The sequence below is a fragment of the Gilliamella sp. B3783 genome (genome assembly GCF_026536125.1).
Classification (GTDB): Bacteria; Pseudomonadota; Gammaproteobacteria; order Enterobacterales; family Orbaceae; genus Gilliamella.
This window is the reverse complement of sequence record NZ_JAFNOU010000004.1, coordinates 13,721-32,182: the sequence shown is the minus strand read 5'-3', so window position 1 is coordinate 32,182 and position 18,462 is coordinate 13,721. Positions and strand designations below refer to the sequence as shown.

Here is an 18,462-nt window from a genome sequence, read left to right as displayed (position 1 = left end):
TTTATTTTATTATAGTTACTGTATTTAATTAGCCACTATAATACCTTTAAGTTTTGTCAAAGTATCTAGATCAACAATAACTTGTTCTGCTTGTTCTCTTTTAGCGTAAGGCCCAATCTGCAATTTAATAAGCTGGTTGGGTTCAGGATTTTTGGGAATTAGCCTAACGTTATAGTTATTTAATCGTAATAAAGCTACAAGCTCTTCTATTTTTTGTCTATTTTTTAACGCAGTAAGTTGAATCATGTAAGGTTTAGTTTCTTGACTTGATACAACTGACTTATTATTTACTGATGAAACACTATCATCATTTGTTGAAATATTATTTGAAGATAACGTATTTGAATTTTGCTCATCTTCCGGAATATAAGGAATATCAGCAACCTCATTATTTGGATTACCAAGTTGACTTCCAGATTCAGTTGATGATGTTATAACTTGATTTTGCTGGTTAACAATTTCAGGTTGTAAAATAGGCGTTGAAGAAGTGGGTAAATTTGATTTATCGGTTAAAATCGATGGCGCTACTGCTGCTAAAATTAACAATAAAGTGGCAAAACCGACCCATCGATTTCGAACCCTATTTGGTGTGCTATTATTATTTTTTTTATTTTCCATAAAATTAATCATCAATTTCAGCTAAGACTGCAGATACCGTATGAAAAGATCCACACACCACAATAATATCATTTTTTTGAGCATCTTGAAGTGCTGCTCGATAAGCATCACAAACATGATCAAATGTTAAAACGTTATGGGCATTATTCTCGACTAAATATTGTTTTAATACATCACAACCACATCCTCGATCGCCATAAAGTGATGCACAATACCAAGCATCTCCATTTAATAACGACAATGTACCTTTGATATCCTTATCTTTCAACATGCCAATTACAAACAGGACTCGACCAATATCCTTATTTTCGGTTTTTAAAGAATTTAACTGATTAGCTAAATAATGAGCAGCATGAGGATTATGTGCAACGTCTAAAATAACAAGTGGATGAGTTTTTACAATTTGAAATCGTCCCGTTAGGCTTGCTTTACCTAATCCTTCATTTATTTGTTGCCCAGCAATCTTGAATGATGAATAATTTAGGGCTGCAATAGCAGTGGCTGCATTTGCTAACGGCACATGAGGAGTCACTAAAGATGAATATTGACATTTGTCAGAATAAAATTCCCAAACATTTTTATCTTTTTGCTCATAAGACCAATTTTGGTTTACCGCATATAAAGGACAATCGACAGCATTTGCCACATCAAAAATTGATTGAGGAATGTCTGGCTCCCCAACAATAGCAATACTTTTAGGCTTAAATATACCTGCTTTTTCTCGACCAATGCTTTCACGAGTATTACCTAAATAATCGACATGATCTATAGCTATCGAAGTAATAATAGCCACATCAGCATCAACAATATTAGTCGCATCAAAACGCCCACCTAACCCGACTTCTAAAATAACAACATCTAAATTGGCTTGCTTAAATTGATATAAAGCCGCAAGTGTTGCAAATTCAAAATAAGTCAGTGATATATCACCTCGAGCATTTTCAATTTCAATAAATGCATTTATTGTTTCTGCCTCGGTCGATTCTTGATTATTGATTCGTACGCGTTCAGTAAAACGTAAAAGGTGAGGAGAACTATACACACCTACTTGCATATTTGCTGCAAGCAATATCATTTCAAGTGTTTTACACGTTGTGCCTTTACCATTTGTTCCTGCAACAGTAAATACATAAGGAGCTGGTTGTAATAAGTTAAGCCTTTGAGCAACGGCTCTAACACGATCTAACCCCAAATCAATGGTCAATGGGTGTAGTTGCTCTAAATAACTAAGCCATGATTGTAAATCAGACTTAGCATTAGGTTTCGTATTTTGTATGCTCACTTAATTTGTCTCATTATTGGTGACATCATAAAAAGGGCTTGGTAATTTCATTAATTTAGCTAATAAACTGGCAATTTTAGAACGCATGTCTTTACGATGAATGATCATATCTAACGCGCCTTTTTCAAGTAAAAATTCGCTACGCTGAAAACCTTCAGGTAAGGTTTCACGTACAGTTTGCTGAATGACTCTGGGACCAGCAAAGCCAATTAATGCCTTAGGTTCAGCAATATTAATATCACCTAGCATAGCTAAACTTGCTGATACGCCGCCCATAGTAGGATCGGTCATCACCGAAATATAAGGTAAACCTTCATCTTGCATTTTAGCTAAAATTGCACTTGTTTTTGCCATTTGCATGAGTGAAAAAAGTGCTTCTTGCATGCGAGCACCACCACTAGTTGAAAAACAAATTAATGGGCATTTATCAGCAATGGCTTGTTCTGCTGCACGTGTAAATAAAGCTCCTACAACAGAAGACATTGACCCACCAATAAAAGCAAATTCAAAACAAGCTACCACAACAGGAATCCCCAATAAAGTGCCTTTCATTACAACCATAGCTTCTTTTTCGTGCGTTTCTTTTTGAGCCGCTAATAAGCGATCTTTATACTTTTTAGTATCTTTAAATTTTAGAATATCTTTAGGCGCTAATTCAGATCCAATTTCAACATCAGAACCTTCATCTAAAAACCGATATAATCTTACACGTGCAGGAATATGCATATGATGATCGCATTTAGGACATACCTCTAAGTTACGATCTAATTCAGCTTGATAAATAATTTGCTCACAGTTACTACATTTGGTCCAAACACCACCAGGAATATTCGCTTTTTTATGATCTGACGATATATTATTTTTACTTAGAATTTTCTCAATCCAGCTCATTATGATTCTCTCATTTGATACGCTTTTAGAAATATCGGGGTATTGTATAATATTTTGGAATAATTCTTAATAGTTGTTTTAACTTTTATCTTTTTAATCAATTTTTTTCGAAAATTATCTGCATTTAAATATAAAAATAATCAAAATAAAAGCTATAAAAAATAAATATATCTATAACAGCATAATGACGAAATAAAATCACCATACCATCGTGACAACATTAAAAATATAATTAATATGATCTTGAAAAATTATTAGTATATAATTGCCTTTAATATATTTTTCCATTTTTTTGAAATAAGGGGTTACAGATGGACAAGGAAAAAGCAAGCGCACCATCGTTTCAAGATGTTTTAGAGTACATTCGTCTATCACGTCGATTAAATAAATTAAAACGTGAAATAGCAGACAACGAGAAAAAGATTCGTGACAACCAAAAACGCGTTCTATTACTTGAAAACTTAAGTGAATATATTAAGCCTGATATGACATACGAAGAGCTTCAAGCGATTATTGCTAACATGAAAAGTGACTATGATGATCGTGTTGATGATTATATTATCAAAAATGCTGAAATTTCTAAAGAACGCCGTGATATTAGCAAAAAAATGCGAACATATCGCTCAAATTAATTGCAATTAAATAACTCCCACAATGGGAGTTATTTTTTTAGCTAATAACGTTAACCACCTGCTAGTTTTACCTTAAAACCTTTTTCTTCTAACAATGTTTTCAGTAAATCTCGTTTATCACCTTGAATCTCGATGGTTTCATCTTTGATAGACCCGCCACAACCACAGCGTTTTTTAAGTTCTGCTGCTAACTTTGATAATTGGGCATCATCCAAATCAAAACCCGAAATCACACAAACACCCTTGCCTTTACGCCCCGAAGTTTGCCGTTGAATACGAATAATACCATCACCTTTATCACGAGATAATTGTGTCTCTTTCGGTTTTATTCGACCTTTATCGGTTGAATATACAACTAGATTATCAGACATGCTTTGCTTAGCTCTTAGTTAAATCAAGTGTAGTTAAAATGGACTGTAATGCCTTAGCAGGATCTTCAGCTTGAGTAATTGGTCGACCAATGACAAGATAATCAGCACCCGCAGCTTGAGCTCGTTGAGGCGTCATGATACGACGTTGATCATCTGGCGTCGAACCGGCTGGACGAATACCTGGAGTAACTAATTTAAAATCACTGCCAAGCCGAGTTCTAAAACTTTGAACTTCTTTCGCCGAACATACAACGCCATCAAGCCCACAATTCTTAGCTAGTATAGCTAATTTTGTCGCCTGTTCTAAAGGTGAAACATGAATACCAATTTCTTGAAGATCAGAAGACTCCATACTCGTCAATACTGTCACTGCAATTAATATTGGTGCTTGTTTACCATAAGGATAAAGTGCATCTTTTGCTGCTTGCATCATGCGAGCACCACCACTTGCGTGTACATTAGTCATCCAAACCCCTAAATCGGCAGCGGCAGAGACGGCTTTAGCTACCGTATTTGGAATATCATGAAATTTAAGATCTAAAAAAATATCAAAGCCTTTATTCATAATTTGTTTAATAAATTCAGGCCCGGCATGGGTAAATAACTCTTTGCCAATTTTAAGACGGCAATCTTTTGGATCAACACGATCAATAAAATTCCATGCTGATTTAACATCAGCAAAATCAACAGCAACAATAATTGGAGATGACATAACTTAGTTATTCCTTTTTAGTCTTAAATTTTGTCTATTTTTTTTGTACAAAGTCATTCAAATCAGCATAAAACATTCGAGCACTCTCTTTATAACCTTGTAATGTTTGATGAACTAAATCTGCACGAGCCAGTCCCCGCTGTCGCCACTCTTTAACTGCAAATTTACCCCCCATTGCCAGTTGCCAATCCCAAAATAATGTCTTTTCGGATTTAGCGACTTGTCTTTGAATATTTTTAATTGTTGAAAAAGATTTCGGGGTATCTTTTTCATTCGCCATGGTATCTGGAGGTGACATTAATAAAATCGTTGCATCAGGCAAAGATTTACGAATTTGTCTTATACTATTCACTAAATTTTTGCGATAAGCAGTAGGATCTAACGTTTCATCAAAACTCTCATTTGTCCCATATTCAAGAATCACTAAATCAGTTTTTGATAAAGCTAATTCTTTAAACCAATTAGGGCTCCATTTTTGCCATATGGTTTGCTTAGCGCCATTAGTGGCTATAGCCGATACAACTACGCCAGGTTGTTGATAACGCGTTAACCATATTCCACCGAGTTCAACATCATTTTGCCCTTTTATCATTAAAGGCATTTTCGACACAATAGAAGCCGTTTGCCACACATTCGCTTGAGGCACATAATTAAAATTAATCTTTTTATTATTAACATCATAAATTCCAAATACATTAGGCGTATTTTTTGATGTTTTAAAAGTGAATTTTACTTGCCAATCTTTATTGGCTAATGATTTTGGTGAAATTTGTATTACAGCAGAATCCTTCAACGGTTTGGCAATAAACCCCCCCATAGGAAAATCTAAATTGCTTAGTGTTCTACTACTTAATACATCCCAATTTTTATTTTTCCAGGTAACCGCTGCATGGCTTTGTCCTTTAATTGCAACAGGCGTTATCCAGCCAATACCCGCATCACCATATTTTCCTTGCATTAACGTTCTAAATTCACCAGTGAAAAAATCTGCTGCGGTATGCGAATCACCAAATTGGGTTATATTAACAACATCATCGCTATTTCTGTTCGCTGCTAACGATTTTAACCGTGTTGCAAATTGTTTAGCGTTGGGATCGCCAAAATCAATAATCCCCGATACAGTTGTTGTGGTCGTACTTTCTGCTACACTACATCCAACAGTGAATGTCACCGCAATAATAGCTAGAATATACTTTAAAAACTTAATCACTATGGGTACCCTCTAATTCTTTAAAAATTATTTTTTCCATAATGGCCTTTGCCAGAATTTTTTGGCCAGTTGGTGTAAAATGAACCCCATCATCCACCCTTACTTTTATTTTTTCATTATTTGTTTCAATAAAACTATTGAATTTTTCGTATGTACAACCGAGTAACTCATTGGTTGTTAAAAAATGCTGTTGCGTTTTGTCAATCTCAGATTTATATAATGTATTAAGGTAAACCATGCCATCATTTAATTTAGGTTTACGCATACATGGCGCAGCTAGCCAAAGCACTTGTATATGATGTTCACGAGCATTACTCAAAATATTGGCTATACGTAAACGGTATTGTTCTTCCCATAATTCAGATTTGAATTTCGCGTATTTAGCGTATCCTTTAACGGGAAAATCCCAAGGGTCATTTGGCCCTAAAAAAACCACAAGCAGCTTTATTGTAGGATCGTCGGCTAGTGTATCACTAATAGTTTTTGGCCAATCAAAAGCATTGGGATAAGCAAGTCCGGTGCTTTGTTTACTCAAATCTATACTTTCTATTTTATACTGTTTGAATAACATTTTTTTAACATATGGTGCAACACCTTGCATTAATGAGTCACCCGCAAAAAAAACCTTATCATTTTCAGTTAAAACAATTGGCAACGGTTGATGAATCAACGGGACATCATGTATTTGAACTTTTGGTAATTCATCTTTTTCTTTTGCTGGTAATAACGTTGGCGCTTTGATAGATTTTTCAAGTGGTTTTTTAATACTACTTTCAACCTGTTTATTTTTATCTGATAATGATTTATCTTTTGGTAAGATTTCATCTTTAATCTTATCTTTACTTAATCGTTTAATCGCATCAGGTTGAATAATTATAGGTTTAACAGTATGGCTTTGCTCTATTGGATTTACATTTTTATCAACTTGTGGTTCATGTTTACTATCTTTTGTTATAGTTGAATCTTGGGTTTGAGCTATAGCATCTTCACTCGATTCTTCACCTTGTTCTTCTGGAAAAGAGTCTTGTATTAAAGTATTAGAATGAAATAGATCAGAATGGTAAGTTTGCTGCCAATAAATCAGTATTGATTTATAATAAAGCACCATTAAAGCTATTCCAGTTACAAACAATAAAATAAAAATATATCTTGCTGATAAACAAGTATTGATATTTACCGCAACATCTCTCTTTTTATAAGACTTATTAGCTACTTCTTTTTTATTGATCGTATTATGACGTCGCCGTTTCACATTCGATCTGTTTTTTTTCTTATTTTTAGAAAACGATTTCTTATATAGCATAATGAATTAACATCATAATTAAAAGTTAGCATAAATAAAGTTTGGCACACCTGATGGTGCAATATATATAGTTACCCACAATATCAAAATAAAAATGAAAGGCAAATACCATGGTTTTATTTTACCTAATTGCAAAGTAAACCAATCAGGAATATTTTTAAACAATGGATAAGTAAAAAATATAATACATATAAATAAAAAAGCACCAATATAATTGGGTTCAATAAAGAAGTTATGTGTTAATGCAGTTAAATAATCGATGGCATCAGGCAAACTTTCACTATTAAAAAATAGCCATGTAAAGCAGACATAATGCCAAGTAATTAACCTTGCTATTATTGGTGAACGTGCAGTTATCCAATTTCGACCGAAATAACGATCACCAATATTAAGGACAATAATACCTATGCCATGACACGCACCCCAAATGATAAAGTTAATGCCTGCTCCATGCCATAACCCAGATAATAACATCGCTAACAAGACATTTATTTGTGTGCGAATAAATCCTTTTCGACTACCACCTAGTGGTATATAAATATAATCACGAATCCAATGTGATAAACTGATGTGCCAACGATCCCAAAATTCACGTAAGTTCAGAGCTAAATAAGGAAAGTTGAAGTTGATTGGTAAACGAAAACCTAATAATAAAGCTATTGCTGTCACTAAATCGGTATAACCAGAAAAATTCAAATAGATTTGCATTGCATAACCATAAAGGCCCACTAACAAATCAATAACACTAAATTCCAATGGATTAGCAAAAATTGGTTTTACCCAGTTTTCACTAACTAAACCACCTAAACAATACACTTTAATCACGGCTAAAATTATTAAAGTAAAAGCTCGAAACGGTTGTAATATTTCACGAGGTTGATTCACCGCAATTTGAGGCAGGAAATCTTTAGCACGATTAATTGGACCGGCAATAATACTAGGAAAAAAAGACAAAAACAGAGCAAAATCCCAAAATTTAGCTACAGGTAACGCTTTTTTTTGCACCGATACTAAGTAACTTACAGAATGAAAAGTATAAAATGAAATTCCGATTGGAATCAGTACGGTGATAACGGGTAATAAAATAGGTAAATGGCAAAAATTCAGTAATGCTTGTAATTCATATCGGAAAAAATCAAAATATTTAAATAAAGCTAAATTAATTATCGATACACACAAAGCCAAAATTAGCCATCGCTTTGCATGACGTTGTGATGAGGCAATAGCAAGTGAAAATAGATAAATAATGCAGGTGTAAACAAGCAAAATTAGCGCGAACTGCCAACTATAACTAGCAACAATCAAATAGCTTGCTATTAATAGTAATTTATTTTGTAAATTAGGTGAAAAACAGCATCCCCAATACAAAGCAAAGAAAGCAATAAAAAGTAGGCCAAATTCAATAGATAAATAACTCACAGTTATCCTTTTAACTTAAACATACATCAAACTAAAATGTAGTTACAAAATATAATTAGCTTATCATTGACTAATTAATTCCGATTGAGCAAGCACATTATAAACCATTAATTCTTTATTCAAACCTGTAACCGATAATAATAATATTCTTGCCTGCAACCATAAATCATAAAGAGCTAGAATTTTTTCATTATCCATTCTCGCCAATAACCTTACCAATGGCACCTGATCGCGATTAATAATAAAACGTCCCGCTTTTTGCTGTGCTTTTAAAGCATCACTTAACAAACTTGAAAACCAGATTATATATTCAATCACTTGCTCATTATTAAGTGTTTTGGCCAATTGCCAATAATCATTTTGTGGTAAAACGTTTAATAACTGCTCACAAAAAAGTTTTCGTTGTTGCCATTTTTCAGGCGCTAATAACGCTTCAGCTGTTATTGGTGCATTTTCGCTCAATAACAATGCACAGGCAAGTTCATTATCATTATACGGCTGAATGTGTTGTTTTTTTAACCACAAAACAGATTGTTCTAATTCAGGAACAGGTAAAAAATAACGAAAACACCGACTATGTATAGTCGGTAATAAATGACTATTATGCTCACTACTTAAAATAAAATAAGTATTTTCAGGGGGTTCTTCTAGCGTTTTTAATAATGCATTTGCTGCGGCCTCTGTCATTAATGCCGCATTCTTAATCCAAATAACTTTATTACCACCCTGTTGCGATTTTTCATAAATTTTAGTGGTAAGCGTTCGTATTTGATCGATACCGATGGATTGCTTACCTTGCTCATTAGTGACTATATAAAAATCAGGATGATGCTGCGATAAAAATAATCGACAACTGTGACAGTTTAAACATGGTTCTAACTGATGTGACGATTGACACAACAAACGATTAGCAAGCAAACTAACAAACTTATCTTCGCCACTGCCTTGTACATAATTGATTAACCAAGCATGATGAGCTCGCTGATGTAAAATACTATCAGCTAATTGTTGATAAGGTAAAGAAAGCCAAGGATAATCATTAAAAATCATATATATATCAAACCTGTGTTGACAACCATTGAGTTAATACTGTTTCAATCTGTTTAGTCACTACTTCAATTGATTGCGAAGCATCAATTGTTACAATAGTATTATCTTGTGCCGCAAGTGTTAAATAACGCTCGCGTATTCTATCAAAAAAAGATAAAGACTGTTGTTCAATCCGATCGAGTTCACCTCTCGATCTTGCTCGTAATAAACCAATTTTAGGTTCAATATCCAAATATAGCGTCAAATCCGGTTTAAAATTGCCAAGCACCTGATCTTTTAATGTTTTAATAAAAACATCATCTAATTGACGACCACCACCTTGATAGGCTTGCGTCGACAAATCATGTCGATCACCTATCACCCAATTCCCCAATTTAAGTGCAGGCTTAATCACATTTTCAATAAGTTGAATGCGAGCAGCATATAACATCAATAATTCGGCTTTATCTGTTAAAGGTTCATTATCTAAACCATTTTTAATAATATTACGTAGTGCTTCTGCAATTGGCGTTCCACCAGGTTCACGAGTAAATTGAATATCGCCAACGTTATGCTGACTTAAAATATGAGCAACAGTATCAATTGCAGTGGTTTTACCTGCCCCTTCCAGCCCCTCGATGACAATAAATTTACCTGTCATATTCATTTCCTACTATATTAATGAATGTTTATTGAATAATGACTATTGTACGCTATTTTTTAATTTTCGTTGAATTCAAATATGATCGGTATCGGGTATGGCATCGGCAATATCCTGATCAGTTGTAATTCCCAACTGTGATTGCTCAATAAGTTGTTTTAACGTTTCACAGTCTGATTCATACTCGTTAGCAATCATTGGCACAAATTCAACTAATGTTAATGTTGGATCGATATCAAACATTTCAGCATCAGAGGTAAATTTCATTTTAATAAAAGAGTAAATAGCCAGCATTGGGCGATTGATAAAATTGACATCAACATTTCGTAATGTACGTTCAACAATAACATATAAACTATCTCCTCGTTGATCTTTTATTGAAGGATAGCGTGATGACAAATTCACTAAATTTTGTTGCTCCATTCTAGTTGCAATTAATTGTACATATTGTTCAACGTGCATGTCGACTTTAAAACCAATATTTAAATCGATACGAAAAACTTTATATGGTACTAAAACTTCAACTTGATACTCAAATTTATAGGGTTCATCCATGCGATTAATTGAAACAAACCAATATGTATCAGCACGTTTAGGTTTCCGTTCAAATAACGAGTAAGTGATTTTACTTTCAACTGCATGTAACCCTTGTGCTCGGGTTAAGTAAAAAAGATGGGTTGCGGTTTTATCAATAGTTTTATCATGGCTAATTGCTACAATTTTAGATAAATATTCAGCATCTAATTTGACAAATGAATTATGCTCACGTTTCAAACGACGCCCAGTAAACCATGAGTACATAATAATAAATATAAAACCAGCAATTAAAATAGAGGCAAACCCACCATGGAAGAATTTTTGGATATTAGCGACAAAAAAACCAATTTCAATTACCATAAAAAATAATGTCAATGGGACACTATACCAAAGTGGCTTATTATTTTTCATAAAATAGAAGAATAACAATACAGTGGTCATCAACATGCTAAGAGTAATGGCTAATCCATAAGCCGCTTCTAAATTAATTGAGGATTGGAAGCTTATTACCATCAATGCAGAAAGGGTAAACAATATATAATTAATTGATCTTATATACATCTGGCCTTTAATCAAAGTTGGATATTTTACCCGCACATTTGGCCATAAATCCAATGAAATAGCTTCGCTAATTATGGTAAAGGCACCGCTGATTAAAGCTTGACACGCAATAAACGCAGCCAATGCCGACATAATAATTCCCGTTAATCTAAACCACTCTGGCATCATCATAAAAAATGGATTGACTTCAGGACCAATTATTTGCGGATGAGAAATCACCCACGCCGCTTGCCCCAAATAATTGATAATCAAGCAGCTCTTTACATATCCCCAAGAAATACGAATATTTTTCAGTCCGCAGTGGCCTAAATCAGAATAAAGTGCTTCAGCCCCTGTTGTGCACATAAAAATAGCACCTAAGATAACTAGTGCATCGGGCGCTTCAATAATAAATCTTACCGCATACATAGGATTAAAAGCGGCTAATACATTCAAATGCGGCAATAATCGATACAGTCCTAAAATACCCAATGTTGAAAACCAAATCAGCATGCCAACGCCAAAAAATCGTCCTAAGGAGCCCGTGCCAAAAGGTTGGATAAAAAATAGTACTGCAATTAAAAGTAAGGTGACTGGAATGATTGGAATACTAGAATAAATAACATTTAGTCCTTCAATTGCAGTGATAATGGTAATAGCAGGTGTGATAGCGCCATCGGCTAGTAACGCTGCTGCCCCAATAATTGCAATAATAAATGTCCACTGGTAACGCCGCCGAATTAAAGCATATAAGGATAAAATTCCTCCTTCACCTTTATTATCAGCTCGCAATGTGATAATCACATATTTTAAGGTAGTTTGAATAGTCAATGTCCAAATTACACAAGACACGGCGCCCAAAATATAGAAAGGGTTTGCCCATTGATTATTAGGTAAACCATGAATGATAGACTTTAGCACATATAGCGGCGATGTACCGATATCCCCATAGACAATACCAATGGCACTAATAATACCCACAATTCCGACCGGAATTTTATGACTTGAGTTGTTCATTTTCGTTTAAATCAAAACATCCTTGTTATAACTAGCATAATATCGAGGATGCAAATAATATCGCGTTAGTAAGTTTTGTTGCTATATTATTCAATTATCCAAAAAATACAAATAATAATTAACCGTTGCATAAAATTTGTGACAGTTAATACTAAATTACATCTATCCTTAAAATAATTAACTATATCTTTATGAAAATATTTGATATTTTCTAAATTATTAATTCTAATAATCATCATTAATACAGATATTTTATTGGTGCAACTATATGAATAATAATGGTTGTTTTTTTTACCTCTATTATATCTGTTTAGGAAAAAATTAAGTAAATCGAAATAGTTTAGTATTCTGCTCTGTGTCATCTGACAAGATGTTTTCCATCTAGCTTTTATCAAATGAATAAAAGAATCTGTGTTTTTAATAACACAAGGTAAACGCACGATTCAATAACTTGTATTTGCGGCACGATATGCAAAGCCTAATTATCGTGAAAATCGCTATGATAAATAAGCTTAAATTAACGACATGAATTGGATTTACGATTATAATGAATAATCCAACTTCAAATTACACCAACATAATAAATTACCTAATTTAAAATAGGCAATGTAAAAAAATTTATGAATAAAAAAAATAACAATCAATATCCTATAGAAAGTTATCTTAATAATCTATCACCAAAACCGAATTGGCTATTATCTATCATACAAAAATTGGTCCCCTTTTCTATGATTTGGGTAAGTCTTGTATTAATGTACGGGGTCATTTGTATGTACACCAATATGATGGGGCAAGATGAGTTTTATCGTTTTATCTTTTTTTTACAAAGTCCTTTTGTGATTGTACTTAATTGTATTGCCTTGCTAGGAGCAATTTACCATTCAATACACTGGTTTAATTTAGCCCCAAATGTAGTTTTTTCGGCTAATTCAACTAAAACAACCAAGTGTTACCTACTTACAGCAGGTTTATGGTTCGTTTCGATCATCATTACAATTTGCTTACTGTTATTTATTTTAAGATAAACGGTCTTTACATCATGAAAAATCAACAAATCCAAACACAGCACTTAGAACAAAAAAAGCAAGGAAAAGTAGCAAAAGGATTGTTTGCTTTAGGGGGAATATGGGCAGCAATTTTTTCGCCAGTGATTATTATCATAATGGCTTATATTATTCCTTTTGGTGATGCAACAACGCGTTCTTATATCTTAAAAATAGCAAATACAGAAGTAGGAAAACTATTCTTATTTTTGATGATATCTCTACCTATTTGGTGTGGATTACAACAGATATTAACGATATTACATCAATTTAATATTTACCCAAAACGTGAAAAAATACTAACTTATGGGCTAGCTCTTGCCTGGACTTTACATGCAATTTATATTCTTTTTATACGAATATAAATCAAATAAAATTTTTATAATTAATAAAAAGGGTTATTTAATAAATAACCCTCAGTTAGAACGGTAAAGATCAGTAATAACTAATTTGCCTACTAATTTGAGTTTGTTTATCACTTTGATCGACTTTCACTTTACTGGCTGTAAGCCAATCGTTTTTATCATTAAACGTTAAAAAATGAGTCATATAATTTGCAACATTCTTACCACTTGACCAATAAGAAGTTTGTATTGAGCTTAAACGGTGATTATTATCAAACTGATATAAAAAATCATTTTCATTTTTCATATTGTTACTAAATTGATACAAAACTTTAGCCAATTGCTGTTGCTGGTAAGCAAAAGTATAAGATGAACCACCATTTTGATCTACACCAGTAAATTTTCCTTTTTCATCAACACCTTTAACTTTCCATTGTACATTTTTACTAATTAGACAATTATTCGCATCATACTGATAGCTGTCAGTTTCAATAAAGATAAAATCAACTGCTTTTTTGGCTTGTTGCGATTCAACAATTTTACCTTGGCTATCGGTTTTAAATTGAATGATACTATTTGTTCTATCTTCCACATCTTCAATAATATTTTCCCATCCAACATTGGTTTTTTGCAGATGTTCTGAATAAACGCGTTGATTTTTGTTTGAAAACAGCTCATATTGACTCTGTGTTATCAGTCCATTCGAGTCATAATCTAAGGTATGCTTAGCAGTAGAACTGATACTATTTCCCTTATCAAGTTTAGTTGCTATAGTGCGTATTTCTTGCTTAATACCTTTGGTTGGCAAATCAATATAATCTAAAATTTGAAAAATATAGTTATTGGCTGAAACCAAATTCTCAGCAGGATTATCGTTACAAGTCAAAGCGGTTGCATTTAACGAAATCAACGATAAGCATGGTGTGAATAAAAAAGGTAAAATATATTTATGCATGATTATCCTATAAAATGAATTAATTTATTAATCGTGTTATCAACTTGAAGTAATTTAATTATCGACATAGCGATGACTTTTTCCCATTAATAAAGCATCGGTCCAATCGACTTGTTCTTCTACTTTTGCCTCATTTTTATCTTTATTATTTACCATATCTGCATGAATAAATGTTTTATTTTTAGGTTTAAGTGGTTTATCTAAAAACGAAAGTAACGTTTTGGTATATTCATTTTGCGCAGAATAAAAGATCTTCTCTCGCGAGCCTTGCTCGACAATTTTACCCTCTTTCATCACAACCACTTGATGACACATTGAATAAACTAAGGCTAAATCATGACTAATAAATAGATAACTAAGCTGGTGCTTTTGCTGTAATGATTTGAGTAAATGAATTATTTGTTTTTGAATTGTATGATCTAAAGATGACGTAGGCTCATCTAGAATTAACAATTCAGGTTTTAAGATTAAAGCTCGCGCAATCGCTATTCGTTGACGTTGTCCCCCAGAAAACTCCGTTGGATAGCGGTATCGCATATTAGGATCAAGCCCGACTTCTTGCATTATATCGATTAATGCCTGCTCTTGTTCTGCTTTAGTCAATTTTTTATGAGTCGTTAAACCTTCACAAATAATCTGTTCTATATTAAAACGAGGATTGAGTGACGAAAATGGATCTTGGAATACCACTTGGATTCTGCTACGAAATGGCAGTAATTTTTTTCCCGTCAAATGTTGTATTGGATAACTATCAAATAAGATATCACCGTGTGATTTTATCAAACGCAACACCGCTAATGCGGTAGTTGTTTTACCCGAACCTGACTCCCCAACAATGCCAACTGTTTCACCTTGATGCACAGTAAAACCAACATTGTCGACAATTTTCTTTTTCTGGCTATTTAAAAGTCGTTTTTTAGTAGTCACTTCAACATCAAGATGATTAACATTCAATAATATTCCGGGTGTATCAGGTAATGGAACAGGATCGCCACTCGGTTCTGAATTAAGTAATGTTTGCGTATATGCATGTTCCGGCCGTAAAAAAATACGCTGCTTATTATTATATTCAACAATGTCACCTTGCTGCATAACAGCAACTTTATCGGCTAATTTTTTGACAATACCTAAATTATGAGAAATGAATAACATACTCATGTTTAACTCATTTTTTAGCTCTTTAAGTAACTGAATGATCTGTGCTTGTACTGATACATCTAATGCAGTTGTAGGTTCATCAGCAATCAATAATTTAGGATGAGTCAAAATTGCCATCGCAATCATCACTCGCTGCCGTTCGCCGCCAGACAATTGGTGGGGAAGAGCTGACAATTTATTTTTTGGATCTTTTATTCCAACTCGATCAAGGTATTGTAAAATTTCGCTTCGAGCAGCATTAGCGCGCATACCCCGGTGCAAAGATAACACTTCGTACAACTGTTTTTCTACCGTGTGTAGTGGGTTAAGCGATACCATGGGTTCTTGGAAAATCATACTGATTTGATTGCCGCGAATCTGACGAAGTACTTTATCAGGTGCATGTAGTAAAGATTGATCTTCAAACACAATATCACCGGTAGGGTAAGACACTAAGCTTTTAGGTAGCAAACGCAAAATAGACAAAGCGGTCACACTTTTACCCGAACCTGACTCACCGACTAATGCTAGCGTTTCTTGCTCGTGAATATCAAAACTTATATTATTTACCACTTGCAATAATGTGTTACTTTCATGTTTAAAAGCAATACTTAAATCCTCAACAGATAGTAAAGGAGAACTCATCGATACCCTCCTTTGTTAGGATCGAATGCATCTCTAACTGCTTCTCCAATAAAAATAAGCAGCGAAAGCAAAGTAGCAATAATCAAAAATGAACTAATACCAAGCCATGGAGCCTGCAAGTTATTTTTTCCTTGTAACAATAAACGCCCAAGTGAAGGGGAATCAATAGGCAAACCAAATCCCAAAAAATCAAGCGAGGTTAAAGTAGTAATTGAACCACATAAAATAAAAGGTAAAAATGTCAATGTTGCTACCATTGCATTCGGTAGAATATGACGAAACATAATTTTAACATCACCGACTCCCATGGCTTTAGCTGCACGTACATAGTCAAAATTACGTGTTCGTAAAAATTCAGTTCGTACAATACCCGATAAAGCCATCCAACCAAATAGTACCGTGATGGCCAATAACCACCAAAAATCAAGGGGCAAAATACTGGCAAGAAGAATAATGACAAACAACTCTGGTAATCCACACCAAATTTCAATAAAGCGTTGTCCGATTAAATCAATTTTACCACCGTAATAACCTTGTATAGCCCCAATAATTACCGCAATAATTGTGGTAAAAACGGTCAGTAAAATGGCAAAAAACATCGAAATACGAAAACCATATAAAATATTAGCAAGCACATCAAAACCTGCATCAGTTGTCCCTAACCAATGCGACGCTGAAGGTGGGGTTGGAAACGTCGTTGGCGTGTCATAAATTAACGTATTATAACTATAGCGAAAAGGTGCCCATAAAATCCAACCATTAGATTCTATTTTTTGTTGTACTTTTGGATCTAAATAATTTGTTTGAGTGCTAAATTGTCCACCAAATTCAGTTTCGGGATAAAAGTGAAAAATAGGCGAATAATAGTTATCTTGGTATTTGATAAAAATCGGTCTATCATTGGCGATAAAATCAGAAAACAAGCTAATAACAAACAACAAAGAAAACAGCCAAAGCGAATAGTATCCACGTCGATTATGTTTAAATCGTTGCCAACGTTGCTGATTAATAGAATAATGGCTGTTCATCAGTTGCGTGCCTCAAAGTCAATGCGTGGATCGATTATCATATAAGATAAATCAGATAACAGTTTGGCAATTAGCCCAATTAACGTAAATATATATAGTGATCCAAAAATGACTGGGTAATCACGTTGAATAATGGCTTCATAGCCTAATAGCCCAAGCCCATTGAGTGAAAAAATAATTTCGATCAATAACGAACCGGTAAATAAAATGCCAACAAAGGCAGCAGGAAAACCTGACACAATTAATAGTGTCGCATTACGAAACACATGTTTATATAAAATTTGTCGTTCACTTAAACCTTTTGCTCTTGCGGTAAACACATATTGTTTACGAATTTCATCTAAAAATGAATTCTTAGTTAGCATAGTCAGTGAAGCAAAACCACTAATAACCATCGCAATAGTCGGTAGGCAAATATGCCATGCGTAATCTTTTACTTTTCCCCAAAAATCGAGTTGCTCAAAATGCGTTGAAACTAACCCTCGCAATGGAAAAATATCCCAATAACTACCGCCCGCAAATAATATTATTAACAATACAGCGAGTAAAAAAGCAGGTATTGCATATCCTATAATGATTAATGTACTTGACCAAAAATCAAATACCGAGCCATCTTTAACAGCTTTTTTAATACCTAAAGGAATTGAAATAAGGTAAACAATCAACGTGCTCCAAAGACCAAGCGAAATCGAAACCGGTAAACTTTTAGCAATTAAACCTAATACCGATTCACTTTTAAAAAAGCTGTCACCAAAATCAAATAACACGTATTTTTTTAAAGTATCAAAATAACGTTCAATAATGGGTTTATCAAAGCCATACTGTTTTTCAATCATTGCAACAATTTGTGGATCAAGCCCGCGCGCCCCACGATAATTAGACTCATTTTTATGCTGTGATAATTTTACCGCTGCATTATCACCTCCCGGTAATAATGCTTGACCAGAATCTGGACCATTTTCAATCATCGCTAGTGCTTGATCGACCGGACCACCAGGCGCAATTTGTACAATAAAAAAGTTGATCGTTAAAATCACAAACAACGTTGGAATAATCAATAATAAACGACGAATAAGATAATTGAGCAT

The 18,462-nt window shown here is 33.8% G+C and carries 17 protein-coding genes and 1 pseudogene; 3 read left to right on the top strand and 15 right to left on the bottom strand.

Going from position 1 to position 18,462, the window contains the following annotated elements; genetic code table 11:
* Positions 1-24: 24 nt before the first annotated feature.
* The 3 genes from J3U59_RS04920 to accD are packed head-to-tail and all read right to left on the bottom strand — an operon-like array spanning position 25 to position 2,791.
* Complete coding sequence (locus tag J3U59_RS04920; protein ID WP_267333624.1) at positions 25-618, bottom strand: SPOR domain-containing protein; 594 nt, start codon at positions 616-618, stop codon at positions 25-27.
* A 4-nt stretch (positions 619-622) separates the two neighbouring features.
* Positions 623-1,894: a bifunctional tetrahydrofolate synthase/dihydrofolate synthase gene (gene folC, locus J3U59_RS04915; RefSeq protein WP_416379584.1), complete on the bottom strand. Its 1,272-nt coding sequence runs from the start codon at positions 1,892-1,894 to the stop codon at positions 623-625.
* Between the two features lie 6 nt (positions 1,895-1,900).
* On the bottom strand, positions 1,901-2,791 hold the full coding sequence (gene accD / locus J3U59_RS04910) for an acetyl-CoA carboxylase, carboxyltransferase subunit beta (RefSeq protein ID WP_065634214.1): 891 nt from the start codon (positions 2,789-2,791) through the stop codon (positions 1,901-1,903).
* A 311-nt stretch (positions 2,792-3,102) separates the two neighbouring features.
* Here accD and tmaR point away from each other — a divergent pair, with 311 nt between their 5' ends.
* Positions 3,103-3,423, top strand: a complete 321-nt coding sequence (gene tmaR, locus J3U59_RS04905) for a PTS system regulator TmaR (protein ID WP_065634215.1) — start codon at positions 3,103-3,105, stop codon at positions 3,421-3,423.
* 50 nt (positions 3,424-3,473) lie between these two features.
* On the opposite strand, the gene yciH is transcribed toward tmaR, so the two are convergent.
* The 8 genes from yciH to J3U59_RS04865 all read right to left on the bottom strand — a co-directional run bounded on the left by yciH (position 3,474) and on the right by J3U59_RS04865 (position 12,222).
* Positions 3,474-3,794, bottom strand: a complete 321-nt coding sequence (gene yciH / locus J3U59_RS04900) for a stress response translation initiation inhibitor YciH (protein WP_267333626.1) — start codon at positions 3,792-3,794, stop codon at positions 3,474-3,476.
* Between the two features lie 7 nt (positions 3,795-3,801).
* Entirely contained in the window at positions 3,802-4,506 is a 705-nt protein-coding gene (gene pyrF / locus J3U59_RS04895) for an orotidine-5'-phosphate decarboxylase (RefSeq protein WP_065634217.1), read from the bottom strand.
* A 34-nt stretch (positions 4,507-4,540) separates the two neighbouring features.
* A complete protein-coding gene (locus tag J3U59_RS04890) occupies positions 4,541-5,716 on the bottom strand; it encodes a GDSL-type esterase/lipase family protein (protein WP_267333627.1) in 1,176 nt (391 codons plus the stop codon).
* Positions 5,709-6,968, bottom strand: a complete 1,260-nt coding sequence (locus J3U59_RS04885) for a DUF459 domain-containing protein (RefSeq protein WP_267333628.1) — start codon at positions 6,966-6,968, stop codon at positions 5,709-5,711. Before J3U59_RS04885 ends, J3U59_RS04890 begins: the two co-directional genes overlap by 8 nt.
* 69 nt (positions 6,969-7,037) lie before the next feature.
* On the bottom strand, positions 7,038-8,438 hold the full coding sequence (locus J3U59_RS04880) for an MBOAT family O-acyltransferase (RefSeq protein WP_267333629.1): 1,401 nt from the start codon (positions 8,436-8,438) through the stop codon (positions 7,038-7,040).
* A gap of 63 nt (positions 8,439-8,501) precedes the next feature.
* A complete protein-coding gene (gene holB / locus J3U59_RS04875) occupies positions 8,502-9,488 on the bottom strand; it encodes a DNA polymerase III subunit delta' (RefSeq protein ID WP_267333630.1) in 987 nt (328 codons plus the stop codon).
* A gap of 7 nt (positions 9,489-9,495) precedes the next feature.
* Entirely contained in the window at positions 9,496-10,128 is a 633-nt protein-coding gene (gene tmk, locus J3U59_RS04870) for a dTMP kinase (RefSeq protein ID WP_065634222.1), read from the bottom strand.
* Positions 10,129-10,203: 75 nt separating this feature from the next.
* Complete coding sequence (locus J3U59_RS04865; protein ID WP_267333631.1) at positions 10,204-12,222, bottom strand: KUP/HAK/KT family potassium transporter; 2,019 nt, start codon at positions 12,220-12,222, stop codon at positions 10,204-10,206.
* A 620-nt stretch (positions 12,223-12,842) separates the two neighbouring features.
* Here J3U59_RS04865 and J3U59_RS04860 point away from each other — a divergent pair.
* Together J3U59_RS04860 and frdD are read left to right on the top strand one after the other, a co-directional pair.
* Positions 12,843-13,247, top strand: coding sequence for a hypothetical protein (locus tag J3U59_RS04860; RefSeq protein ID WP_267333632.1), 405 nt, complete (start codon positions 12,843-12,845; stop codon positions 13,245-13,247).
* Between the two features lie 14 nt (positions 13,248-13,261).
* A complete protein-coding gene (gene frdD, locus J3U59_RS04855; protein ID WP_267333633.1) occupies positions 13,262-13,630 on the top strand; it encodes a fumarate reductase subunit FrdD in 369 nt (122 codons plus the stop codon).
* Between the two features lie 70 nt (positions 13,631-13,700).
* On the opposite strand, the gene J3U59_RS04850 is transcribed toward frdD, so the two are convergent.
* The 4 genes and pseudogenes from J3U59_RS04850 to J3U59_RS04835 all read right to left on the bottom strand — a co-directional run bounded on the left by J3U59_RS04850 (position 13,701) and on the right by J3U59_RS04835 (position 18,462).
* Complete coding sequence (locus J3U59_RS04850; protein ID WP_267333634.1) at positions 13,701-14,564, bottom strand: hypothetical protein; 864 nt, start codon at positions 14,562-14,564, stop codon at positions 13,701-13,703.
* A 207-nt stretch (positions 14,565-14,771) separates the two neighbouring features.
* Positions 14,772-16,346: pseudogene (yejF, locus tag J3U59_RS04845) on the bottom strand (microcin C ABC transporter ATP-binding protein YejF); the annotation flags it as partial.
* Entirely contained in the window at positions 16,343-17,374 is a 1,032-nt protein-coding gene (locus J3U59_RS04840; protein WP_267333636.1) for an ABC transporter permease, read from the bottom strand. The gene J3U59_RS04840 and the pseudogene yejF, both read right to left, overlap by 4 nt.
* Positions 17,374-18,462, bottom strand: a complete 1,089-nt coding sequence (locus J3U59_RS04835) for a microcin C ABC transporter permease YejB (protein ID WP_267333637.1) — start codon at positions 18,460-18,462, stop codon at positions 17,374-17,376. The genes J3U59_RS04840 and J3U59_RS04835 overlap by 1 nt, the downstream gene beginning before the upstream one ends.